The organism is Cobetia sp. 1AS1, assembly GCF_029846435.1.
Taxonomy (GTDB): domain Bacteria; phylum Pseudomonadota; class Gammaproteobacteria; order Pseudomonadales; family Halomonadaceae; genus Cobetia; species Cobetia amphilecti.
Map to the genome: position 1 here is coordinate 228,093 of NZ_JARWKU010000003.1, position 22,714 is coordinate 250,806.

At 63.8% G+C, this 22,714-nt stretch carries 17 protein-coding genes; 14 read left to right on the plus strand and 3 right to left on the minus strand.

The annotated features are described in order from the left end of the window. Positions 1 to 195: 195 nt before the first annotated feature. From QD280_RS08210 to rluF, 3 genes are all read left to right on the plus strand, one after another. On the plus strand, positions 196 to 975 hold the full coding sequence (locus tag QD280_RS08210; RefSeq protein WP_043331724.1) for a DeoR family transcriptional regulator: 780 nt from the start codon (positions 196 to 198) through the stop codon (positions 973 to 975). A gap of 11 nt (positions 976 to 986) precedes the next feature. Continuing rightward, positions 987 to 2,834: a glutamine--fructose-6-phosphate transaminase (isomerizing) gene (glmS, locus tag QD280_RS08215; protein WP_279838889.1), complete on the plus strand. Its 1,848-nt coding sequence runs from the start codon at positions 987 to 989 to the stop codon at positions 2,832 to 2,834. A gap of 169 nt (positions 2,835 to 3,003) precedes the next feature. After that, the gene (gene rluF / locus QD280_RS08220; RefSeq protein WP_279838891.1) at positions 3,004 to 4,302 is read left to right on the plus strand and encodes a 23S rRNA pseudouridine(2604) synthase RluF; all 1,299 of its coding nucleotides are present in this window, start codon (positions 3,004 to 3,006) and stop codon (positions 4,300 to 4,302) included. Here rluF and QD280_RS08225 read toward each other — a convergent pair. Further along, positions 4,299 to 4,985 carry a YitT family protein gene (locus QD280_RS08225; protein WP_084589236.1) on the minus strand — a complete coding sequence of 229 codons (687 nt, stop codon included), beginning with the start codon at positions 4,983 to 4,985 and terminating at the stop codon, positions 4,299 to 4,301. The genes rluF and QD280_RS08225 overlap by 4 nt on opposite strands. A gap of 230 nt (positions 4,986 to 5,215) precedes the next feature. On the opposite strand from QD280_RS08225, the gene QD280_RS08230 reads away from it, so the two are divergent. After that, positions 5,216 to 6,118 carry a DUF72 domain-containing protein gene (locus QD280_RS08230; RefSeq protein WP_279838892.1) on the plus strand — a complete coding sequence of 301 codons (903 nt, stop codon included), beginning with the start codon at positions 5,216 to 5,218 and terminating at the stop codon, positions 6,116 to 6,118. 350 nt (positions 6,119 to 6,468) lie between these two features. Next, positions 6,469 to 7,836, plus strand: coding sequence for a sodium-dependent transporter (locus QD280_RS08235; protein ID WP_043331727.1), 1,368 nt, complete (start codon positions 6,469 to 6,471; stop codon positions 7,834 to 7,836). 615 nt (positions 7,837 to 8,451) lie between these two features. Here the strand turns inward: QD280_RS08235 and QD280_RS08240 are convergent. Further along, complete coding sequence (locus tag QD280_RS08240; RefSeq protein ID WP_043331728.1) at positions 8,452 to 8,676, minus strand: hypothetical protein; 225 nt, start codon at positions 8,674 to 8,676, stop codon at positions 8,452 to 8,454. A gap of 166 nt (positions 8,677 to 8,842) precedes the next feature. Here QD280_RS08240 and hexR point away from each other — a divergent pair, with 166 nt between their 5' ends. From hexR to QD280_RS08255, 3 genes are all read left to right on the plus strand, one after another. Beyond that, positions 8,843 to 9,709, plus strand: coding sequence for a transcriptional regulator HexR (hexR, locus tag QD280_RS08245; RefSeq protein ID WP_043331730.1), 867 nt, complete (start codon positions 8,843 to 8,845; stop codon positions 9,707 to 9,709). A gap of 173 nt (positions 9,710 to 9,882) precedes the next feature. Continuing rightward, positions 9,883 to 12,105, plus strand: coding sequence for a DNA helicase II (gene uvrD / locus QD280_RS08250; protein ID WP_043331731.1), 2,223 nt, complete (start codon positions 9,883 to 9,885; stop codon positions 12,103 to 12,105). Between the two features lie 205 nt (positions 12,106 to 12,310). Then, positions 12,311 to 13,411, plus strand: coding sequence for a TRAP transporter substrate-binding protein (locus tag QD280_RS08255; RefSeq protein WP_043331733.1), 1,101 nt, complete (start codon positions 12,311 to 12,313; stop codon positions 13,409 to 13,411). A gap of 178 nt (positions 13,412 to 13,589) precedes the next feature. On the opposite strand, the gene QD280_RS08260 is transcribed toward QD280_RS08255, so the two are convergent. Next, positions 13,590 to 14,024: an acyl-CoA thioesterase gene (locus tag QD280_RS08260; RefSeq protein WP_054556356.1), complete on the minus strand. Its 435-nt coding sequence runs from the start codon at positions 14,022 to 14,024 to the stop codon at positions 13,590 to 13,592. A gap of 488 nt (positions 14,025 to 14,512) precedes the next feature. On the opposite strand from QD280_RS08260, the gene QD280_RS08265 reads away from it, so the two are divergent. From QD280_RS08265 to cysZ, 6 genes are all read left to right on the plus strand, one after another. Continuing rightward, positions 14,513 to 15,613 carry a phosphate ABC transporter substrate-binding protein gene (locus QD280_RS08265; RefSeq protein ID WP_279838893.1) on the plus strand — a complete coding sequence of 367 codons (1,101 nt, stop codon included), beginning with the start codon at positions 14,513 to 14,515 and terminating at the stop codon, positions 15,611 to 15,613. A 113-nt stretch (positions 15,614 to 15,726) separates the two neighbouring features. Next, entirely contained in the window at positions 15,727 to 18,003 is a 2,277-nt protein-coding gene (locus QD280_RS08270) for an ABC transporter permease subunit (RefSeq protein ID WP_279838895.1), read from the plus strand. Next, the gene (gene pstA, locus QD280_RS08275; RefSeq protein WP_279838897.1) at positions 18,000 to 19,823 is read left to right on the plus strand and encodes a phosphate ABC transporter permease PstA; all 1,824 of its coding nucleotides are present in this window, start codon (positions 18,000 to 18,002) and stop codon (positions 19,821 to 19,823) included. The genes QD280_RS08270 and pstA overlap by 4 nt, the downstream gene beginning before the upstream one ends. Beyond that, positions 19,820 to 20,665, plus strand: coding sequence for a phosphate ABC transporter ATP-binding protein PstB (gene pstB / locus QD280_RS08280; RefSeq protein WP_279838898.1), 846 nt, complete (start codon positions 19,820 to 19,822; stop codon positions 20,663 to 20,665). Before pstA ends, pstB begins: the two co-directional genes overlap by 4 nt. A gap of 219 nt (positions 20,666 to 20,884) precedes the next feature. Further along, positions 20,885 to 21,610: a phosphate signaling complex protein PhoU gene (gene phoU / locus QD280_RS08285; protein ID WP_043331737.1), complete on the plus strand. Its 726-nt coding sequence runs from the start codon at positions 20,885 to 20,887 to the stop codon at positions 21,608 to 21,610. A gap of 196 nt (positions 21,611 to 21,806) precedes the next feature. Next, positions 21,807 to 22,535 carry a sulfate transporter CysZ gene (gene cysZ / locus QD280_RS08290; protein WP_107335789.1) on the plus strand — a complete coding sequence of 243 codons (729 nt, stop codon included), beginning with the start codon at positions 21,807 to 21,809 and terminating at the stop codon, positions 22,533 to 22,535. The last annotated feature ends 179 nt before the right edge of the window (positions 22,536 to 22,714 follow it).

Genomic DNA, 22,714 nt, shown 5'->3' on the forward strand with positions numbered 1-22,714 from the left:
TAGCGATGTTTGCCCCTGAGGGGAGATGAGCATCACCAGCGGGGAGGCACCGACAGGTGTCTCCCCGTTTTTCGTCACGGCTGATTGTGCTGGACGACCTGCCGGGAGTGAATCGCCTCATCCTCTAGCGTCTTTCACTTGATGTTTCGATTTATCTCTCTTATCTTTCGGTTCGAAACTTTATGGGAGTCCCCGATGTCAAAGCGACTGACACCACAACGGCGTCACCAGATCCTTGATCAGCTGGCGCGTGACGGTGAGGTCAGTGTCGAGGCACTGGCGCGGGAGCTTGCCACCTCGGAGGTCACCATCCGCAAGGACCTGGCCTTCCTCGAGAAGAGTGGCCTGCTGCTCAGACGCTATGGCGGCGCCGTGGCCATGCCGCGTGAACTGCTGGTGCATGACGAGCCGGTCAGCGCCGCCAAGCAGGCCATCGCCCGACTCGCCGCGAGCCGCATCCGCGCGCACCAGCGCATCATCATCGACAGCGGCACCACCACGGTGGTGTTGATTCCCGAGCTCAAGGGCCGGGATGACCTGATCGTGATGACCAACTCGCTGAGCGTGGCCAATGCCATCCGCGAGCTGGAAAACGAGCCGGTGCTGCTGATGACCGGTGGCACCTGGGACCCGCACTCCGATTCCTTCCAGGGGCAGGTGGCGGAGCAGGTGCTGCGCAGCTATGACTTTGATCAGGTGTTTCTCGGCGCGGATGGTCTCGATCTCGAGCGTGGCACCACCACCTTCAACGAGCTGATCGGCCTGTCGCGCGTGATGGCCGAGGTGTCGCGTGAAGTGGTGGTGATGGCGGAATCCCACAAGCTGGGCCGCCGCATTCCCAACCTGGAGCTGGCCTGGTCCAGCGTCAGTACCCTGATAACCGATGACGCGTTGCCTGATGCTGCGCGTGACCAGATTCGTGCTCATGGCGTCGAGGTGTTGATCGCCCCGCTCATCGAGCCAGCAACTGCATAAGGAGATCGCTCATGTGTGGCATCGTCGGCGCCGTCGCCAGTCGTAACGTCCAGAACATCCTGCTCGAGGGCCTGCACCGCCTCGAATACCGTGGTTATGACAGCGCGGGCATGGCCGTCCTCTCCGAAGAGGGTCGCCTGAACCGCGTGCGCGCGCTGGGCAAGGTCGGGGCGCTGCAGAGCCGTCTCGAGGAAGCCCCGATCAAGGGGCGTGTCGGCATCGCGCACACCCGCTGGGCCACCCATGGCGCGCCGAGCGAAGCCAATGCTCACCCGCACCAGTCCGGCGATAGCCTGGCCGTGGTCCACAACGGCATCATCGAGAATTACGAGACCCTCAAGCGCGAGCTGGAAGGCCAGGGTTACGTCTTCACCTCCGAGACGGACACCGAGGTCGTCGCCCACCTGCTGGCGCGTGAATACACCCTGAGTCAGGACCTTCTGACCGCGGTGCAGAAAGCCGTGGCGCTGCTCGATGGCGCCTTCGCGCTGGGCGTGGTGCATCGTGCCCAGCCGGACGTGCTGATCGGCGCACGTCAGGGCAGCCCGCTGGTGATCGGTGTCGGGATCGACGAGCACTTCCTGGCCTCCGATCAGCTGGCGCTGCTGCAGGTCACCGATCGCTTCATCTACCTGAAGGAAGGCGATCTGGTGCGCATGACCGCCGAGCAGATCGAGATCTTCGAGCAGGGCGAGCGCCTGGTCACCGAGGCCAACGAGCGTCCGGTGCAGACCTTCGAGCACGCGCAGGATGCCGCTTCCAAGGGCGATTACCGTCACTTCATGCTCAAGGAAATCCACGAGCAGTCGCGTGTGCTGGCCGCCACGCTGGAAGGCCGCCTGAACGGTGATCACGTGCTGGTACGCAGCTTCGGCAGCGAGGCGGAAAACCTCTTCCGTCAGGTCAAGCAGGTGCAGATCGTCGCCTGTGGTACCAGCTACCACGCCGGCATGGTCGCGCGTTACTGGATCGAGCGTCTGGCCGGCATTCCGGCGGCGGTCGAGGTCGCCTCCGAGTTCCGCTACCGTCCGGTGGTGGTCGCCGATGGCACCCTGTTCGTCACTCTGTCCCAGTCCGGCGAGACCGCCGATACGCTGTCCGCGCTGCGTTATGCCCAGTCGCTGGGTGGCTTCCTCGGCAGTCTGGCGATCTGCAACGTCCCGGGTAGCTCGCTGGTGCGGGAATCAGACCTCAGCCTGATGACCATGGCCGGCCCGGAAATCGGCGTCGCCTCCACCAAGGCCTTCACCACCCAGCTGGTCGGGCTGATGCTGCTGACACTGTCGCTGCGTCGTGTGCGTGGCGGTGATGAGGCGGGTGAAGCCGAGGTGGTGCGCGAGTTGCGTCAGCTGCCGTCGCTGGTCACCAAGGCACTGGCCATGGACAGCGAGATCGAGCGTCTCTCCGAGGCCTTCGCCGACAAGCACAATGCGCTGTTCCTCGGGCGTGGTACCCAGTTCCCCATCGCACTGGAAGGCGCGCTCAAGCTCAAGGAAATCTCCTACATCCACGCCGAGGCCTATCCGGCGGGTGAGCTGAAACATGGCCCGCTGGCACTGGTCGATGCCGACATGCCGGTAGTGGCGGTGGCACCGAACGACGAGCTGCTCGAGAAGCTCAAGTCGAACCTGCAGGAAGTGCGCGCGCGTGGCGGCGAGCTTTACGTGTTCGCTGACGAGAACATCAGCCTTGAAGAGAGCGAAGGCGTGCGCGTGCTGCGCATGCCGCATGTCAGCGAAGTGCTGGCGCCGATTCTCTACACCCTGCCGCTGCAGCTGTTGTCCTATCACGTCGCCGTGCTCAAGGGCACCGATGTCGATCAGCCGCGCAACCTGGCCAAGAGTGTCACGGTCGAGTGATCTGCGCTGCAAGACGGCTGCGCCATATCTGGCGCAGCAGCAGATGAGCCCAGTCTCATTGTGCCAACGGCAGCCTCAGGGCTGCCGTTTTTGGTATCCTGTGCGCCTGCCTTCTTATCCCCTTCCGTCCGCTGCGCGTTCATCGCCCGGCGCACGCACGTGACCTGCCATGACTGATCGCGACGCATCGCTTACCCGCCTCAACAAGTTCATCAGCGAAACGGGCTTCTGCTCGCGGCGCGAGGCGGATCGCTACATCGCCGAAGGACGAGTGACCATCAATGGTGTCGTGCCCGAAATGGGCACCAAGGTCGCGCCGGGCGATGAGGTGCTGGTCAATGGCAAGCCATTGAAAGCCAAGCAGGAAGCGGTCTACCTTGCCTTCAACAAGCCGGTGGGCATCACCTGCACCACCGAGCGCCATGTCGACGGCAACATCATCGATTACATCGGTCATCCCAAGCGGATCTTCCCGATCGGTCGCCTCGACAAGCCCTCCGATGGCCTGATCTTCCTGACCAGTGACGGCGATATCGTCAACAAGATCCTGCGTGCCGGCAATGCACATGAGAAGGAATACGTGGTGCGGGTCGACAAGCCGATCAACGGCGACTTCCTCAAGCGCATGGCCGTTGGTGTGCCGATTCTGGACACCATCACCCAGCCGTGTCGCATCGAGCAGATCTCGACCTATGTGTTCCGCATCATCCTGACCCAGGGCCTCAACCGTCAGATCCGTCGCATGTGTGAGGCGCTGGGCTATGAGGTTTTCAAGCTCAAGCGGGTGCGCATCATGAATGTCAGCCTGGACGGGCTGGGAGTCGGCGAATGGCGGTATCTCACCCAGCGCGAGATGGCGGATATCCAGCAGATGATCGAGGGCTCCAGCGGCACTGAGGAAGCCTCGCGCCTGGCGGCGGCACCGCCTCCTTCCCAGCATGCGACGGCCGCGCGCCATCAGCGCGCCGCCCAGGATACGGACGCTGGGCGGCGTAGCGGGACTCGGCGTCAGGAAGGCGGCAAGAGCGGCTCCGGCCAGCGCAACCCTGATAAACGCGAGACACGTCAGCGCGGCGCTGATCAACGCCATCCGGGGCAGCGTTCAGGAGCCAAGCAGGAGGGTGCAGGGCGTCGCGAGCGTTCTGACGAGCGCACCACGGGGCGTGGCAATCAGGAAGGCAGAAGCGACGGTAGAAGTGCCAGCAAGAGTGTGGGCGGCGCCGGCAAGCTTGCCAGCGGCCTCAAGCCGCGCACGCGTGGCAATGCCAGCGATGGCCGCAATGAGCGTGGCGCGGCCAACAGCAAGGGCTCTGTCAACAAGGGCTCTGCCAACAGCAAGACCGCTGCCAACAAGGGCGGCGGCAGCAAGAGTTACGGCAACACGAGCTCGGGGAAAAACAGCCCGGCTGGCAAGGGCGCCTCGTACAAGGGTGGCGGTTCCTCCAACGGGGGACGCGGTCGCCGCTAGTGAGCCGTCTGTACCTGCTTGTCATGCGCCGGTGAGGCAGGCTGTGCGGTATGAGGCGTGCGGCGATGGTAGCGGCCCAGCACGAAGGACAGTGTCGCGAATGCCAGCGCCGAGCAGATGACCTGTGGCCAGGGGTAGACCAGCGCGGCGATCGCGATCAGCAGCAGGTCGAAGGCGAAGGTGGTGCGACCGGCATGGATGCCGAAGCGTCGCTCCAGATGCAGCGCCAGAATGTTCAGGCCGCCCAGCGAGGCGTTCTCGCGAAACAGCAGCGTGATGCCCAGGCCGATCAACAGGCCTGCTGCTATCGCCGCGACCGGCAGGCTGACGGCACCCAGCGGCAAGCTGACCGCCAGTACATCGGACAGCACGGAGAGCAGGCTGACGCAGCCCAGCGTGCGCAGGGTGAAATTCAGCCCCAGCTGTTTCCAGGCCAGGCCGTAGAAGGGCAGGTTGATCAGGAAGAACAGGCTGCCGAAGCTCAGTGCTGTCAGGTCGGCACCCAGCAACGACATGCCGGCAGTGCCACTGACCAGCAGGCCACCGGCCTGCAGCAGGCGTACGCCGAGCGCCACCAGCAGGCAGCCCTCGATGAGCGTGATCAGGCTGCGCAGGGTGATGGCATTTGCCGCGCGAGAGCGGCTACCGCTGGCGCGCAGAATGAGTCGTTGGAAAGCAGTCATGACAGGCTCCGGGGTATGGGCAGTCAACAAGAGTGTCTTCCGGCGCGGCTTGTGGCTGGCTGGAAGCGGAGTCAGGGCGGTGGGTGGACCGCCTGCTGACGTGTCATGCAGGATGCGGACCATAGCATGCCGTGATGACAGTTTTTATTGTGCTTACGTCGCTCTGCCAGACGATATTCTTCGGCTTATTGGCTCTTTGACCCTTATATTCCTCTAGTTCTGGCCTCTTCATGCACCATTTTCATGCAGCCTCCGCACCGTCGGATGCCTCGCACTCGGCGGGGCATCTTCATCTCGGACTCGCGATGTGGGCCAATGATGACTGGCGCGGCAGCCTGTTGCCGGGCAGCGGCCCGCGGGAACATCTGGCGGATTACGCCCGGATCTTCGATAGCGTCGAGGGCAATACCAGCTTCTATGCCCAACCCACGCCTGCTGCCATCGCCAGCTGGGCACGTCAGGCGCCGGCCCATTTTCGTTTCTGCTTCAAGTTGCCGGGGCGTTTGACGCATGAATTGCGCCTGCAGGGCATCGAGCACGAGCTGGCGGAATTTCTCGATTGCCTGGCACCGATAAAGGACCGCCTCGGTCCGATCATGATTCAACTGCCGCGTGACCTCGGGGCGGAAGTCCTGCCACGCCTCGAGCAATTCCTGCAGTCGGTGAAGGGAGCAGGGTTTGCCTGGTCGGTGGAGCCCCGCGACCCGGTATTCTTCGCCAAGGGCGAGGCGGAACGACAGTTGAATCGCTTGTTGATAACTCACGCAGTCGATCGCGTGATGCTGGATGTGCGTCCACTCTTCAGTGGCCCTACCACCGCACATCCGGGCCTTGCGGTGGCGCGCTCGGAAAAGCCTCACCGCCCATTGCATGTGTTCTCCAGCGGACAACATCCCGTGGTGCGCTTCATCGGTCATTACGATGAAGCTACCAACCGGACACTGTTCGCTCCCTGGGTAGAGCGACTTTTCTTGTGGATAAGTCAGGGGAAAAGCCCGTTCCTCTTCGTGCATACACCGGACAACAAGGCAGCACCCGCGCTGGCACGCCTGTTGGCCAACCAGGTGCTGGCGAAACTGGACCGCCCCTTGATCGGGGCCTTTCCGGGAGAGGGGCAGGGAAGCCTATTCTGACGCTCCACCTGGCCGTGAGGTTTCTCCTGTGAGGCCATGGTCTGATGGTGGCTTGCTGGCAGATGGCCCCTCAATCGAGTAGCTTTAGCCACATGTTGCCGTTACCGCGGCGATATTTACCGGAGATGGGCAGTCTGCCCGTTCCGGCGTGCCTATCGGCACTTGCCTGTCATTCCCCACGACCTACCCGGTCAGCGTGAATGCCGGGAGCACCACAGCAGTGATCCTGCGACGCCATCGTGTTGGCCACGGATGATCCGTCCGCATTGGCAGCATGATGCAACAAGCACAACAAGGTGCCCGAAGTCGCTACCAGCGACTGGCACCCTCGCGACGAATCAGGGATTCACATGTCATCCAAACCGCATTCCCACGCACAGTGGTCTTCTCGCCTGGCCTTTACCCTGGCTGCCGTCGGTTCTTCCGTCGGTCTGGGCAATATCTGGAAATTCCCCTACATGACAGGTGAGAGCGGCGGCGGTGCCTTCGTCCTCGTCTATCTGATCTGCATCCTGCTGATCGGTCTGCCGATCCTGATGTCGGAATGGCTGCTGGGTCGTCTGGGGCAGAAGAACCCCATCTCGACCATGAGTCACATCAGTGCCCGGCTCAAACGCAGTCCCGCCTGGGTCTTGATCGGGGTGGCCGGCGTGCTCGGCGCCTACCTGATCCTGTCCTTCTACAGCGTCATCGGTGGCTGGGCGCTGGCCTTCATCGCCGACGCGGCCAGTGGCAGTTTCGAAACCCTGACCTCTGACACGGCCGGTAGCCTGTTCGGCGGTCTGCTGGGGGACCCGACCACACTGCTGGCCTGGCACAGTGCCTTCATGCTGATGGTGATCCTGGTCGTGGCCGGCGGGGTCGCCGGTGGCCTTGAGCGTGCCGCCAAGATCCTGATGCCGCTGCTGGCGGTGATGTTGATCGTGCTGGTCGGCTACGCCGCCACCACCGATGGCTTCGCTGATGCCGCTGCCTGGCTGCTGACGCCGGACTTCTCCAAGCTCGACAAGGATGGCGTGCTGGCGGCCATGGGGCATGCCTTCTTCACCCTGTCACTGGGCATGGGCATCATGATGGCCTACGGCTCCTACCTGTCCGATGACGTCAATATCGGGCGTACCGCGCTGGTCGTGGTGGTGCTGGATACCGTCATCGCCCTGCTGGCCGGTCTGGCCATCTTCCCGGTGGTGTTCTCCAACGGCCTTGACGCCGCCGCGGGCCCGGGCCTGATCTTCCAGACCCTGCCGCTGGCCTTCGGTCACATGCCGGGCGGTGAAGTCTTCGGCGTGGTGTTCTTCGTGCTGCTGGTATTCGCGGCCTGGACCTCGGGCATCTCGCTGCTGGAGCCCATCGTCGAATGGCTCGAAGAGAAGACGCCGATGTCGCGCGTCGGCTCGGCCTGGGTCGCGGGTATCGCCACCTGGCTGCTGGGCATCGCCACCATCCTGTCCTTCAACCTGTGGAGTGACGTGGCGCCGCTGGGCATGTTCGCCAAGTTCGAAGGCATGACCATCTTCGACCTGCTCGACTACGCGACCAGCAAGCTGATGCTGCCGCTGACCGGTCTGGCGACCATCGTCTTCGTCGGCTGGTTCATGGGCCGTGACGAGGTGCGCAGCCAGCTCAACATGAGCGACTCGGCCTTCTCGCTGTGGAGCTTCGTGGCGCGCTATATCGCCCCGATCGGTGTGGTCGTGGTGTTCGCGTCCAGCCTGTAGGTCTAGTGAGATCTCGAGAGATATAGAGAGATCTCGTGAAACACTTGCCATGACTTGTCTCAGGCCTGTCATGGCAGGCAATGCGAAAGGCCCGCCACCCGGCGGGCCTTTCCTGTTTCTGAGCCTGGAGAATCTCAACCCGGTCGCGAGCTTGCCTGGCAGGCGTCATGGCTGGGTAGCGCTGCGCTGCGTGGCCGTCGTCTGTCATTCGTTTGACGTAGAAGATTCATCCTTTCCGAGAGGAAAAGTCGCCTTCAGGCGTGAGCCCGGTTTCAGGTATTGAGAGGCGCATGGCGGCGGATACGCACTGAAATGGTGCATCAAGGATGATGGCGACACGCGATAGAGGAGAAATGTGACAAACAGAAGAAGAGCGGTGGGGCGGAAAATGAGGTGAGAAAAAACGAATATTTCGGGTTTGATGAGCATGACACCGGGCATGACAGCGCAGAAGGCACTTCAGTCAGGGGTGGTGGTGCTGAAATTGCGCGAGAGGGGGGTACGACCATGCTCGAAAGAGATGGTGGAAGGTGTCGCATGGAGCCCGAACCCTGGCGGATCAGAGCGTGAAAACATCACTGATCGGCGGGGAGCGTATCGCCTCCCCGCCTGGAATCAGTGGGTATCGATATCGCTTTCAGTATCCATTTCCAGCACTTCGATGTCGCTTAAATCCTCGCTTAGGCGCTTGATTTCGTTGTGCAATTCTATTCCACGACGGGCGCGGAGATGGCGGACTGCGCTTTGTTTCTTGCGGGCCTGATGTTCGTCGGCACCGAGAGTCATGAAAATATCGAGAAGCTCTTTCTTGAGCGTATCTACCTGCTCTGAATTACGCATGATTCGACCTCCATGGCATCCAAAGGATGTGGGCTTTCACTGGCGCCACACCGTTTTACTATAGCTCACTTGACAAAATTGTGACTATCGCCTGCCTGTGCAGGCGACACCCCTGGGGGGATGACGTAAGCTCAGGCATGCCCATGAAGTCTGCAAGGAGTGTGCCGTGAGCCATGCCATCTTCGACGACCTGAGGAGCCGGATGGAGAATTTCCGCCGCTCTGAACAAAAGGTCGCACGCTATGTCCTTCGCCATCCGGAGGAAGTGATTCACATGCGGATCGTCGATCTGGCCAGCGAGTCATCGGTCAGTGAGCCGACGGTCGTGCGTTTCTGTCGGGCAATGGGCTTTGCCGGCTTCCAGGATTTCAAGCTGCAGCTGGCGCAACGCCTCGCCACCGGCACCCAGTTCGCCCAGTTCTCCATGAATGACTCCGACAGCGTGGCCGAGTTCTCGCACTCGCTGTTCGATTCCACCATCGGCACCCTGCTGTCGGTGCGTGACCGCCTGGACGCCGAAGCCGTCGCGCGCGCCATCCACTCGTTGGCCTCCGCCAGCCGGGTCGAGTTCTACGGCTATGGTGCCTCGGGCGCCGTGGCTCACGATGCCCAGCACAAGTTCTTCCGCCTGCAGATTTCCACCGCCGCCTACACCGACCCGCACATGCAGAACATGTCAGCGGTGACGCTGGGGCCGCGCGACGTGGTGGTGGCCATCTCCCAGACCGGCCGCACCAAGGCACTGATCGCCAGCGTGCGTCTGGCGCGGGACGCCGGCGCGACCGTCATCGGGCTGTGCCCGAGTGGTTCGCCACTGGCGGATGAAGTCACGCTGCCGCTGCATATCGATGTGCATGAAGACACCGAGATCTACACCCCGATGAGCTCGCGTATCGCGCACCTGGTGATCGTCGATACGCTGGCGGTCGGTGTCGCCAAGGCGCGCGGACCCAAGCTCAAGGAGCAGCTGGAGGCGGTCAAGAAGAGCCTCGCCACCCTGCGCATCGACGACCACGACTTCGATACCCACTGAGCACCGCCCGGGCATCATCTGTCTTGAAGGCAAGTGCAAGGTACGTATGTGCAAGGAAGGCCGGCGCGGGGAAGAGCAGGGCAGGCCGCTGTGATAAGGTGGATGCCTGAACAGGGGCAGCGAATCTCACGCTGCTCCGCTCCTCGACTCCTCTGCCCTGTGGTGAGCCCTGCATGTCCGAATCGCCCCTCCTCGATCACCTCAACACGCATCAGCGTGAGGCCGTGTCCGCGCCGCCGGGCAACATGCTGGTACTGGCGGGGGCCGGTTCCGGCAAGACCCGCGTGCTGGTTCACCGCATCGCCTGGTTGATGGACCAATACCAGTTCTCGCCCTACGCCATCCTGTCGGTGACCTTCACCAACAAGGCCTCGCGGGAGATGCGCACGCGTCTCGAGGCGCTCAATGGCAGCAGCCTGCGCCACATGTGGGTCGGCACCTTCCACTCCATCAGTCACCGTCTGCTGCGCACCCACTGGCAGGAGGCGCGCCTGCCCGAGCACTTCCAGATCATCGACAGCGATGACCAGCTGCGCATGGTCAAGCGACTGCTCAAGGAGCACAACGTCGATGACGAGCGCTGGCCGCCCAAGCAGGTCCAGTACTTCATCGCCGGCTGCAAGGAGGAAGGTCTGCGCGCCCATCAGGTGCAGACCCATGGCGATGCCTACATGGGCAAGATGGTCGAGATGTATGAGCTCTATCAGCTCGCCTGTGAACGCGGCGGCCTGGTCGATTTCGGTGAGCTGCTGCTGCGCTCGCTGGAGCTGCTGCGCGATACGCCGCACCTGCTGGCGCATTACCGCGAGCGCTTCGCCCACCTGCTGGTCGACGAGTTCCAGGATACCAACACCCTGCAGTACGCCTGGCTGAAGCTGCTGGCCGGTGATCGCGAGTGCATGACCGTGGTCGGCGATGATGACCAGTCCATCTACGGCTGGCGTGGCGCGCGGGTCGAGAACATCCAGCGTTTCACCGAGGAATTCGCCAACACCCGCGTGGTGCGTCTGGAACAGAACTACCGCTCCTCCAGCGCCATTCTGGAGGCCGCCAACGCCCTGATCAGCCACAACGGCGGGCGCATGGGCAAGGAGCTGTGGACCGACAGTGGTCGCGGCGAGCGCATTCGTGTCTACGCCGGCTTCAATGACATCGACGAGTCGCGCTACATCGCCGATACCATCCGTGAGCTGGTCAACGAGCATGGCTACAGCCGCGACGAGATCGCGATCCTGTATCGCTCCAACGCCCAGTCACGCGTGCTGGAGGAGACGCTGATCCGCCAGGGCATGCCGTATCGCATCTATGGCGGCCAGCGCTTCTACGAGCGTCTCGAGATCAAGAACGCGCTCGCCTATCTGCGCCTGATGAACAACCGCGAGGACGATGCCGCCCTGGAGCGCGTGATCAACGTGCCGGCGCGTGGCATCGGCATGCGCACCGTCGAGCAGTTGCGCGAGCGCGCACGCTACGGCAACCTGACCATGTGGCAGGCAATGAGCGATGCGGTCTCCGATGGCGCCCTCAAGGGACGCGCCGCCACCGCCGTGCGTGCCTTCGCCGACATCATCGATGGCCTCGACAACGACACCGCCGGCATGGCGCTGCATGAGCTGGTCGAGCACGTCATCCACGTCTCCGGCCTGCGTGAGCATCACGCCGCCGAGAAGGGCGAGAAGGGCCAGGCACGACTCGAGAACCTCTCGGAGCTGGTCAACGCCTGCCGCGCCTTCAGTCAGGGCGAGCGCATGGACCCGGAAGCTCCCAGCGAAGGGGCCGAGGCGCTGGAGCCCTTCCTCGCCGAAGCCGCGCTGGATGCCGGCGATCACGAAGCCGCCGAAGGCGAGGAATGCGTGCAGATGATGACGCTGCACTCCGCCAAGGGGCTCGAATTCCCGGTGGTATTCGTCGCCGGGGTCGAGGAGGGGCTGTTCCCGCACAAGATGTCGCTGGAAGAGCCGGGGCGTCTCGAGGAAGAGCGTCGCCTGTGCTACGTCGGTGTCACCCGCGCCATGCAGCGCCTCTACCTGACCTACGCCGAGCTGCGTCGCATGCATGGCAAGGAGACCTTCCAGCGGCCGTCGCGCTTCCTGCGTGAGCTGCCGGAAGAGCTGATGGAAGAGGTGCGTCTGCGTGGCCAGGTCTCGCGTCCGGTCTCGACCCAGCGCGCCACGCCGAATCGCCGTCCGTCCGGCCCGCGTCAGGAGAGTGTCGAGGCCAATGGCGACATGCCGGCACTATCGCTCGGCAGCCTGGTGCGGCATCCGCTGTTCGGGGAAGGCGTGGTCATCAATGCCGAAGGCCAGGGCGAGCGAGCGCGCGTGCAGATCAGCTTCGAGGGCGAAGGCGACAAGTGGCTGGTGTTGGGCTTTGCCAAGCTGGAAGTGCTGAGCTGATCCTGCATTGATGGCAGACGCAGCCAAGAGGCGCTGACAGCAGGCGCTGGCAAGAAGTGAAAGCGGCGCAGCGGGCGCGGTATTCGTTCGCCATTACGGCCTTGGTGCAGTTGTGGGCCATCCATGGGTCGCGGCATAGTGGCAGACAATCTGCTGTCTTGATGCCGCGTCATGCATTGCCCACAACTCGAACAAGGAAAGTCCCATGCAACGCCGCCGTTTTCTCTCTGCCCTGGGGGCCGGTGCTGCCGGTCTCGCCGCCGCGCCTTTCGTGTCCACCGCCAATGCCGCCGAGGGCGAGACCATCCACTGGAAGATGGTCACCTCCTGGCCGAAGAACTTCCCGGCACTGGGCACCGGTGCCAATGAATTCGCCAGCCTGATCGGTCAGCTCTCCGGTGGTCGCCTGCAGGTCAAGGTCTATGGTGCCGGCGAGATGGTGCCGGCGCTGGAAGTCTTCGATGCCGTGTCCTCCGGTACCGCCCAGATGGGCCACTCGGCCTCCTACTACTGGAAGGGCAAGGTGCCCGCGGCCCAGTTCTTCACCGCCGTGCCCTTCGGCATGAACACCACCGAGACCAACGCCTGGCTGTATCACGGCGATGGCATGAAGCTGTGGGACGAGATCTACTCGCGCCACAACCTCAAGCCGCTGGCGGTGGGCAACACCGGCACCCAGATGGCCGGCTGGTTCAACAAGGAAGTGAACAGTCTCGAGGACATGAAGGGTCTGAAGATCCGCCTGCCGGGGCTGGCGGGCGAAGTGATGAATCGCATCGGCGCCAGTGCGGTCAATCTGCCGGGCAGCGAGATCTTCACCGCGATGGAAACCGGCGTGATCGATGCCACCGACTGGGTCGGCCCCTACAATGATCTGGCCTTCGGCCTGCATCAGGTGGCCAAGTATTACTACTCGCCGGCCTGGAACGAGCCTTCCGCCATCCTCGAAGGCACCGTCAATCTCGAGGCCTGGCAGGCACTGCCGGAAGACCTGCAGCAGGTGGTGATCCAGGCGGCCAGAATCGCCAATCACGCCATGGTGGATGAATTCGCGCTGCGCAACGCCACCGCGCTGACCTCGCTGGTCGAGGAGCACGGTGTTGAGCTGCGTGAATTCCCTCAGGACGTCTATGCGGCGCTGTTCGATGCCTCCAATGAGGTGCTGGACGAGTTCATTGCCAAGGACGAGGACGCCAGGCGCGTCTATGAGTCCTACCGCGCCTTCCAGCAGCAGGTCGCCCCCTGGTCGCGTATCGGTGAGCAAGCCTATCTGGATGCGCGTGGTCGGGTGCTGGGCGAAGCCTGAGTGAGTCTCTTTCGGACTGCCTGCCGGACTGTCTGCCGGACTGTCTGAGTGCGTGTCTGAGTGCGTGTCTGAGTGCGTGACTGATTGTTGACGAAAAAGCCGCCCCTGAGGGCGGCTTTTTCTTGGCGTGTGACTGACAGGAAGAGAGGCGAGGCGCCAGGCTCAGTCCTGCTCAGGATCAGTCCTGCTCCTCGATGATGGCGGTGCTGGCCTGCTCCGGTACGGCACGGATGCGGCCATTGTCATCGAGTGCCACCATCACGTAGCAGGCTTCGGTCACCTTGGTCAGCGCGTGTTGATTGCGCTCCTGCGGCGGGCGGATCCAGACCTCGACGGCGAGCCTGATCGAACTGCGCCCGACCTCAGCCACCTGAGTGAAGATATTGACCACCGAGCCGATACGCACCGGCGACAGGAAATCGAGGCCTTCGACGGCCACGGTGGCAGTGCGACCGTGGGCGACGCGCCCGGCGGCCAGCTCACAGGCCTCGTCCATGCGGTGCATCAGCCAGCCGCCGCTGATGTCGCCATAGAGATTGGTGTCCTGGCGCTGGGCGATCAATTTGAGCGTCAGTGTGCCGTTCGGCGTCGGGATATCATCCAGAGCTTGCATGTCATGACTCGCTATCTTGTTGTTATAAAATGGTCATTTCATTTCTGCACCCTTGCGTCTGAAAAGGTGCGTCTTTTGGCGCAGGGCGCTGCCTTGCACAGGGCACTTCTTTGTACAGGGCACTGCCTTGCACAGGGGGCCTTATACAGGGGACTTCGGCAATCGCCGAAGAAAGTCACCGGGTGCCATCGATAGCATCAGCGCGACGCAGACCATGGCGGATGAGCCGCAGCGGCTTCATCATCTCCTGTATCCTACTCCGGCGGACAAAGCACTGTCCTCACTGACAAGGGACTGTCAGGAGATTTTTTGCGCTGCAGCATGGAGTATCGTTCCTCAACGCAGCAATGACGGATACTCGCTGTCTTTCGCCATGCTGCACGGGCCGCCTTGATCCACCGTCGCATGCCCGTCACCACGGGCGTGGCAAGCAGTGGCCAGCTCCGTGTCGCATCGTCATCTTGTTCATTCTCTGGTGGGAAGTCGCCATGTCAGTTTCCGTCGGGACGCTTGTCCGTTCAGGCTTTCGCGCCGTGTTCGCGTCGCGTCGCGGGTCATCCGCGTCCTCCTCATATGTGCCCTCCTCCTGCGCGCCCCGCCTGCGCTCAGGGCTGCCGTCGCTGCGGCTGATGTCGCTTGCCTGCCTGCTGGGGCTCTCGACGCTCTCGGCTCCGGCGCTGGCCGACAAGGTGCCCGAATATCGCCCGGTGTCCGGGGTGGTGGGCAACCTGACGGCGGTGGGCTCCGATACCCTGTCGGTGCTGGTGACACGCTGGGCTGCCCAGCTTCGCCGCTATCATCCGGGGGTGCGCGTGCAGCTGCAGGCCGCGGGCTCCTCGACGGCGCCGCCGGCATTGATCGCCGGCACCACTCGCATCGGCCTGATGTCGCGTCCGATGAGCGATCAGGAGCGTCAGGACTTCACGCGTGAATTCGGCTATCCGCCGCTTGGTGTGCCCGTGGCGCTGGATGCGATGGGCATCATCGTGCATCGCAGCAATCCGCTGGAGGAGATCAGCATCGCGCAGCTGGATGCCATCTTCTCCGCCACGCACAACTGTGGTGGCCAGGCGGCCAATCGCTGGGGCCAGCTCGGGCTGAGTGATGAGTGGAATGACCGCCAGATCACGCGCTTCGGGCGCAGTGCCACCTCGGGCACCTACGGCGCCTTCCGCCGTATCGCGCTGTGCGATGGCGACTTCCGCCTCGATGTCAGCGAACAGCCGGGCTCGGCCTCCATCATCGGTGCAGTGGGCTCCTCGCCCAATGGCATCGGCTATGCCAGCTTCAGCACCTCTTCGCCGCTGGTGAAGCAGTTGTCAGTCAGCCGTGAGGCGGGTGGCCACGCCGTCTTCCCGAGCCGGGCCAGCATTCGCGATGGCCGTTATCCGCTGACCCGCGCGCTGTACATCTACGTCAATCGCGTGCCGGACGAGCCGCTCCCGGCGCTGGAGCAGGCCTTCCTGTCATTGATCATGTCGCGCCAGGGCCAGCAGGCCATCCTGCGCGGTGGCTATGTGCCACTGCCGGAAAAGCAGCTGCTGCACTGGCGTCAGCAATTGGGGCTGGAGGATGTGGATGCCCTTTGATTCGCCTTTGTCATCTCTCTGTCATCACTTGGACATAATCTCGGTGCCATACCCGCTTCATGCGTCTGCGGAGTCGACACTCCAGGGCGCGAATCCTTTCGTGGTGATATTTCATGTCGGCAGTTGATGCCTCCCGAATGCAGCGTCGTCGCCTGCGGCATGACCGTCTTGCCAGTCTGTGGCTGACAGCGGCCGGGCTGGGCGTGATGGTCATCGTCGTCGTGATGCTGGCCTATCTGGTCAGCGTGTCGTGGCCACTGCTCAAGCCCGCCAGCGTCACGTCGCTTCCTCAGCAGGCGCTCGAACAGCAAGTGAGCGACCAGCAGAAGCCGGCCGCGCAGACCGACCTTGACTGGCTGGCCGATCCTGACTGGCTGAGCGCCTTGCCTGACATGCCGCTTGCCGCGCGTGACGGGCTGCCTCCCGTGCTGGCCAGTGATGATTCGACGGCGGATTCGCGCACCTCGCCGCTGGCGGGTGTCTGGCTCGCGGATGAGCGCCTGCAGGTGGTTCAGCAGTCCGCCACTGGCGTGCGCCTGCGCGGCAGTGCCATCGAGGTTCCCGCAGGGCTTGAGCGTCGCCAGGCAAGCCTGGTGCTCAGCCGTGACCAGCTTTGGCTGCGCATTCCGTTCGAGGATGGCGATGGCCTGTGGCTGGCGCGTCTGGCCTTGTCATCTCCACACGCCTCCGCCGACGCGCTGGATGACGATGCAGCAAGCCAGACTCCCCATTCCGAGTGGCAGCAGCAGTGGTTGCCGGGCACGGCCAGGCTGTCTTCGCAGCAGGGGCGTCTGCTGGTCACCGCTGACCGCGATGGCTTCACCCAGTGGCAACTGAGCGAGGCCTCCACCGGGACCAAGCCGCTGGCGCGCAAGCTGGCACATCACGCTATGAGCTCTTCTGCCTCCGCGTCATCGCCGGCGATCACCGCGATCAGCGTCCTGCGTGGCGGCAGAAGCCTGATCGTCGGGGACGCCGGAGGTGGCCTGAGCCATTACCTGTTGCCGGCGCACGCGCAGCCGCTGGTCAAGGCTGGCGTCTTTGACAGTGGCCTGTCGGCGCCGGTGGTGACGATGGCTGCCGCCCATCACAGCCTCGGCTTTGCCGCGCTGGATGCCAACGGCCGCCTTGGCCTCTATCTGGCCACCAGCGAGCGTCGCCGTCAGGTACTGGACTGGCTGGATGCCGCCCGGGTCGCGGCTGGCGTGGCGCTGGAATTTGACGATGATGACCGCCGCTTGCTGGCATCGGCGGCCCGGGAGGCGAGGCTGCCCGGCCAGCTCGCTCAGGATGCGCCGCTGGGAGCGCTCGGCAAGGCCTATGCGGGGCTTGCGATACACGATCCGCATCAGGCCGTCGGGCTCGACGCCATCTTCGGCAAGGTCTGGTATGAGGGACGCGCAGCGCCGGAGTGGATCTGGCAGCTGGAGAGCACCGGTACCCACGAACCCCGTCTGTCGCTGGTGCCCATCATGTGGGGCACGCTCAAGGCGGCGCTGGTCGGGCTGCTGTTTGCCGTGCCGTTGGGGCTGGGCTGTGCCATCCATGTCGCCTGCTTCATGGCGCCGCGCCAGCGTTCCCGTATCAAGCCGCTGCTGGAGATGATGGAGGCGCTGCCGACCGTGGTGATCGGCTTCATCGCCGCCCTGGTGGTCGCGCCCTTCGTCGAGCGTGAGCTGATGGCGGTGTTGCTGGGGCTGGTCCTGATTCCGCTGGGCACCATGGTGGCCGGCTTCCTGTGGACCCTGTCGCCGCGCGTATGGCGCAATCTGCTGCCGGAAAACATGGCGGCCTTCGGGTTGTTGCCGCTGCTGTTCGTGCTGCTGTGGCTGGATGTGACCATCGCCGGCCAGGTCGAGCAGTGGTGGTTCGACGGCGACCTCCGCCAGTGGCTGTTCAGCCACTACGGCATCGATTACGCCCAGCGCAATACCCTGGTGACCGGCATGGCACTGGGGCTGGCGGTGATGCCGACCCTGTTCACGCTCAGCGAGGATGCTCTCTCGTCGGTGCCGCGCGGTCTGGCCGCCGGCTCGGCGGCACTTGGCGCGACGCCATGGCAGAGCCTGCGTCGCGTCATCCTGCCTGCCGCCGCCGTCGGGCTGTTCTCGGCGATGATGATCGGCATGGGGCGCGCTGTCGGTGAGACGATGATCGTGCTGATGGTGGCCGGCAATACGCCGCTGGTGGATGCCAGCCTGTTCGAGGGCCTGCGTTCACTGGCCGCGACCCTGGCCATCGAGCTGCCGGAGGCCGAGGTCGGCAGCAGCCACTACCGCTTGCTGTTCCTCGCTGCCCTGGCATTGTTCGTCTTCACCTTCGTGGTCAATACGCTGGCGGAAGTGCTGCGACAGCGCTTCACGCCACCCAATCAGGGGAGCTGGGGATGAGTCACCCTGACACCAATCGCGCCAGCTCCTCACTGCTGCGCCCGCGCGAGCCGCTGGTCGGGCGCCTGCAGCGCTATTGGCGCGACGGCGGCCCGTGGGGCTGGCTGAATGCCATGGCGGTCAGTGTCTCGCTGGTGCTGGTGCTGGGCCTGCTCAGCCTGCTGGTGGTGGGCTCCTTCAGTCATTTCTGGCCCTCACGGCTGGTCGAGGTGGAGCTGACGGCGCAGCCGGGCCAGAGTCCCACGGCCCTGACCACCACGCGCGGTGAGCCGGCGGCCGACAATCGCCATCTGCTCGGCGAGCTGATGCACGAGGAGATGCGTCGTGTCGCCTCGGGCGAGGGGGATGATGCTCGCCAGCAATGGTGGTTGCTGCAGACATCCTCGCGTGACGGGGCCGCGGCCAGCTGGCAGTGGCTGCCGGAGACGCTGCTCGACAGGATGACCTTCCCCAGCCAGGCGCTGATGCTGGAAATGCGCGACGGGCGCACTCTCTACGGCATGCCACGGGCGCTGAGTGACCCGATGACGGGGGAGATGGACCACACGCCCGATGTCGGCGACGGGCCTGCCCGGCCCTTGTCCGAGGACGCCGAGCCACTGTTTGCCCGCCTGAAGATGATCGAGAGCGAGCGCCGCCAGCTGCAGGCGCTACGCCTGGACAGTGAAGCCTTGAGTAGTCGCTATCAGGCGCTGCAGCAGTCTCTGGCATCCCGGCGCAGCGCCACTGCTGGCGGTGACGCGGCGCAGACTCATGAGGATGCTGAGCTCGAGCAGGAGATGCAGGAGGAGTTGGAGGAGTTGGAGGAGTTGGAGGAGTTGGAGGAGGTGCGTAGCGCCTTCATCGAGCGTGAAGGTCAACTGAGTGCCCTGCGGGATGCGCTGGCGGGCGGTCAGTTGCTGCTGGGTGGCAATGGCGGCTACGAAGGCCGCATCGCGCTCGATGATATCCGCAATGCCTGGCGGCCCAATGCGATGGGCTTCAGCGGCCGGCTGATGATGACGTTCAAGCGTTTCCGTGACTTCGTGGCCGGCGCGCCCACCGAGGGCTTCGGTGGCGTCTGGCCCGCCATCTTCGGCACCGTGCTGATGGTGGTGCTGATGTCGATCATGGTGATGCCCTTCGGCGTGATGGCGGCACTCTATCTGCACGAGGTGGCCCATCAGGGGCGCCTGACGCGCCTGACGCGCATCGCGCTGCGCAACCTGGCCGGGGTGCCCTCCATCGTCTACGGCGTGTTCGGTCTCGGTTTCTTCGTCTATGGACTGGGCGCCGGAATCGATGAGCTGTTCTATTCCGAGCGACTGCCGACGCCGACCTTCGGGACCGGCGGCATTCTGTGGGCCTCGCTGACGCTGGCCCTGCTGACCTTGCCGGTGGTGATCGTCGCCACGGAAGAGGGGCTGGCGCGCGTGCCGCGTCGTCTGCGCGAAGGCGCGCTGGCGCTGGGGGCGACACGTCTGGAAACGCTCAAGCGCGTGGTGATTCCGGCGGCCTCGCCGGCGCTGATGACGGGGCTGATTCTGGCCGTGGCGCGTGCGGCGGGTGAAGTCGCGCCGCTGATGCTGGTCGGGGTGGTCAAGCTGGCCCCGGACCTGCCGCTGGATGACAGCTTCCCGTGGCTGCATCTGGACCGCAAATTCATGCATCTGGGGCATCAGGTCTATGATCTGGCCTTCCAGAGCAGCGACGCCTTCAGCAGTCGGCCGCTGGTCTACGCGACCGCGCTGGTGCTGGTGGTCGTGATTCTATGCCTCAATCTGAGTGCCATTCGCCTGCGTCACATGCTGGCACAACGTTACAAGGGAGCCACCGAATGAGGCGTGACTCTGAACAGCCCAAGCCCCAGTTGTTTCTTCAGGAGACGCCTGCGCGGCCTGCAGAAGACATCTGCCTGGAAACCCGCCACCTGAGCCTCGATTATCAGGCGCGTGTCGGCAAGGAGAGCCAGACGCGCCGCGCCCTGGAGGACGTCAGCCTGCAGATCACACGCAAGCGCGTGACGGCCTTCATCGGCCCTTCCGGCTGCGGCAAGTCGAGTCTGTTGCGTACCTTCAATCGCATGACCGATCTCGACGAACAGTCACGTCTTTCCGGCAAGGTACTGCTCGAGGGCGAGGACATTCATGCGCGCGGCGTGGACGTGCCGATGCTGCGCCGCCGGATCGGCATGGTCTTCCAGACGCCCAACCCCTTTCCGATGTCGGTCTACGAGAACGTGGCCTTCGGGCTGCGGCTGGTCGGCGAGAATGACAAGCGCCACCTCGATGACAAGGTCGAATCCTGCCTGCGCTCCGCGGCGCTCTGGGAAGAAGTGAAGGACCGCCTGCACGACAGCGCGCTGGGGCTCTCGGGTGGCCAGCAACAGCGGCTGGTGATTGCGCGGACGCTGGCGGTCGAGCCGGAGGTGCTGCTGCTGGATGAGCCAGCCTCGGCGCTGGACCCCATCTCGACGCTCAAGATCGAGGAGCTGATCCGTTCGCTGCGCTCGCGCCTGACGCTGATCATCGTCACGCACAACATGCAGCAGGCCGCGCGGGTCTCAGACGATACCGCCTTCCTGCATGAGGGCCGCCTGGTGGAATTCGCCCCGACGGATCAGCTGTTCACCAACCCGCGGCGCCGCCAGACGGAAGACTACATCACGGGGCGTTTCGGTTAGCGCGCTCAGGCGCGAACGTGCAGTCAGGTAGCCTTTTCGCCCTGATATTGCTGACGATGGCGGCCAGATAGCGCCTTTGCGCCATGGGTGAAACATAACTGCAATCAAGTGTCGGCATGCTGAGGGGGAGCCCGCTGTGTCAGTCAGTAGTGGGCCATACTTGTCACGTCATTCATGTCACGCCCCCTGACTCGGTGGGCGACTTTCCGGGAGAGGGAAATGGATATCACCAGCGATTCGCACGGCAAGCATATCTCAGAGCAGTTCAATCACGAGCTGGATGCACTGAAGACACACCTGCTGGCCATGGGCGGACTGGTAGAGAAGCAGCTGCAGGATGCCGTCACGGCATTGCTGGAAGGCGACAGTGAAACCGCCACGCGGGTGCGCGACAACGACAAGGCTGTCAACGACATGCAGCTCAAGATCGATGACGAGTGCACCCGGGTGCTGGCCCGCCGTCAGCCGGCGGCCTCTGACCTGCGCCTGGTGCTGGCCGTCATCCGCGCCACCTCCGATCTCGAGCGTATCGGTGATGAATCGAGCAAGATCGCACGCAACGCCATCTCGCTGGTCGAGAACGGCCAGAGCCCGCGCGGCATGGTCGAGGTGCGTCACCTCAGCCAGCACGTGCGCAGCATGGTGCGTGACTCCCTGACGGCTTTCGCGCGCTTCGATACCGACCTTGCCCTCAAGGTGCTGCGTGAAGATGCCTCGGTGGATCTGGAATATCAGAGCGCGATGCGCTCGCTGATGACCTTCATGATGGAAGACGCGCGCCAGATTACGCCGGTGCTCAACGTGATGTGGATTCTGCGTGCGCTGGAGCGCATCGGTGACCACGCCGACAACCTGGCCGAGTACGTCATCTTCCTGGTCAAGGGCGTGGACGTGCGTCACACCGATACCCATGACCTGAAGCCGCAGGACCTGGACAAGAAGTGAGCTGACGCGCTTCCCTGCCCCTGTGTCGCCTCTTTCGCCCCGCACCTGCCCACCGGCAGGCCGCGGGGCGATTGCGTCGTGGGAGCGCGAGCGGTGTCAGGCGGCCGACAGCTGCGCCGCGCAGGCGGGAGTGCTAGGGTGTGGCTCCGGTCAGCCCGCTGGCTGGCCGGTTCTTTTGAGATGACGAGGACGTCGCATGATTGATGCCGTATCGGCGCTGGTCCGCGGGACCCGCATGGTCTATACCCCCGGGCTGCGCCGCTTCGTATTCGTACCGCTGGCGATCAACCTGGTGCTCTACAGCATCACGCTGTGGGTATTGTTCAACCAGTTCGGTGGCTGGATCGATTACTGGATGCTCAAGGTACCGGCGTGGCTGGACTGGCTCAGCTGGTTGATCTGGCCGGTGCTGGTGGTGAGTCTGTTGCTGGTGGTGTTCTTCACCTTCAGCCTGGTGACCAATCTGATCGCCGCGCCCTTCTACGGCATTCTGGCCGAGAAGGTCGAGCATCGTCTGGATGGCACCCTGATCGACGATGACCGTGGCCTGATGAAGATCGGCGTCGACTCGCTGGGGCGTGAAATGGCCAAGCTGGGCTACTTCATCCCGCGCATGATCGCGCTGTTCATCATCGGCTTCATCCCGGGCCTGAACCTGCTCTCGCCGCTGTTGTGGGGACTGTTCTCGGCCTGGAGCATGTCGATCCAGTATCTCGACTACCCGATGGACAACCATCAGGTCAGCTTCGGTGACATGAAGCAGCGCCTCAAGGCGCGCTGGTGGCCCTCACTGACCTTCGGCGCCGCGGTGTTCGTCATGACGCTGGTGCCGCTGGCCAATCTGCTGTTCATCCCGGGCGCCGTCGCCGGGGCGGTACTGATGTGGCAAAGCCACTACCGTCAGTTGCCGGCACCGCGTCGTTGAGACAGCCTGTCGCAGAGCTGGCTTGTCGCTGAGCTGGCTTGTCGCTGAGCTGGCTTGTCGCTGAGCTGGCTTGTCGCTGAGCTGGCTTGTCGCTGAGCTGACTCGTCGCTAGGTTGGCTTGTCGCTGAGCTGACTCGTCGCTAGGTTGGCACGTCGCTGAAATAGCCGCAGCGTCGTCT

What these genes read in the sequence shown, in the direction of transcription:
- QD280_RS08270 (WP_279838895.1), top strand. Translation starts at nt 15,727, where the DNA reads ATGTCGGCAGTTGATGCCTCCCGAATGCAGCGTCGTCGCCTGCGGCAT.
- pstA (WP_279838897.1), top strand. Translation starts at nt 18,000, where the DNA reads ATGAGTCACCCTGACACCAATCGCGCCAGCTCCTCACTGCTGCGCCCG.
- rluF (WP_279838891.1), top strand. Translation starts at nt 3,004, where the DNA reads ATGACTGATCGCGACGCATCGCTTACCCGCCTCAACAAGTTCATCAGC.
- QD280_RS08265 (WP_279838893.1), top strand. Translation starts at nt 14,513, where the DNA reads ATGTCAGTTTCCGTCGGGACGCTTGTCCGTTCAGGCTTTCGCGCCGTG.
- QD280_RS08230 (WP_279838892.1), top strand. Translation starts at nt 5,216, where the DNA reads ATGCACCATTTTCATGCAGCCTCCGCACCGTCGGATGCCTCGCACTCG.
- QD280_RS08235 (WP_043331727.1), top strand. Translation starts at nt 6,469, where the DNA reads ATGTCATCCAAACCGCATTCCCACGCACAGTGGTCTTCTCGCCTGGCC.
- QD280_RS08255 (WP_043331733.1), top strand. Translation starts at nt 12,311, where the DNA reads ATGCAACGCCGCCGTTTTCTCTCTGCCCTGGGGGCCGGTGCTGCCGGT.
- uvrD (WP_043331731.1), top strand. Translation starts at nt 9,883, where the DNA reads ATGTCCGAATCGCCCCTCCTCGATCACCTCAACACGCATCAGCGTGAG.
- phoU (WP_043331737.1), top strand. Translation starts at nt 20,885, where the DNA reads ATGGATATCACCAGCGATTCGCACGGCAAGCATATCTCAGAGCAGTTC.
- cysZ (WP_107335789.1), top strand. Translation starts at nt 21,807, where the DNA reads ATGATTGATGCCGTATCGGCGCTGGTCCGCGGGACCCGCATGGTCTAT.
- glmS (WP_279838889.1), top strand. Translation starts at nt 987, where the DNA reads ATGTGTGGCATCGTCGGCGCCGTCGCCAGTCGTAACGTCCAGAACATC.
- QD280_RS08260 (WP_054556356.1), bottom strand. Translation starts at nt 14,024, where the DNA reads ATGCAAGCTCTGGATGATATCCCGACGCCGAACGGCACACTGACGCTC.
- QD280_RS08210 (WP_043331724.1), top strand. Translation starts at nt 196, where the DNA reads ATGTCAAAGCGACTGACACCACAACGGCGTCACCAGATCCTTGATCAG.
- QD280_RS08225 (WP_084589236.1), bottom strand. Translation starts at nt 4,985, where the DNA reads ATGACTGCTTTCCAACGACTCATTCTGCGCGCCAGCGGTAGCCGCTCT.
- QD280_RS08240 (WP_043331728.1), bottom strand. Translation starts at nt 8,676, where the DNA reads ATGCGTAATTCAGAGCAGGTAGATACGCTCAAGAAAGAGCTTCTCGAT.
- pstB (WP_279838898.1), top strand. Translation starts at nt 19,820, where the DNA reads ATGAGGCGTGACTCTGAACAGCCCAAGCCCCAGTTGTTTCTTCAGGAG.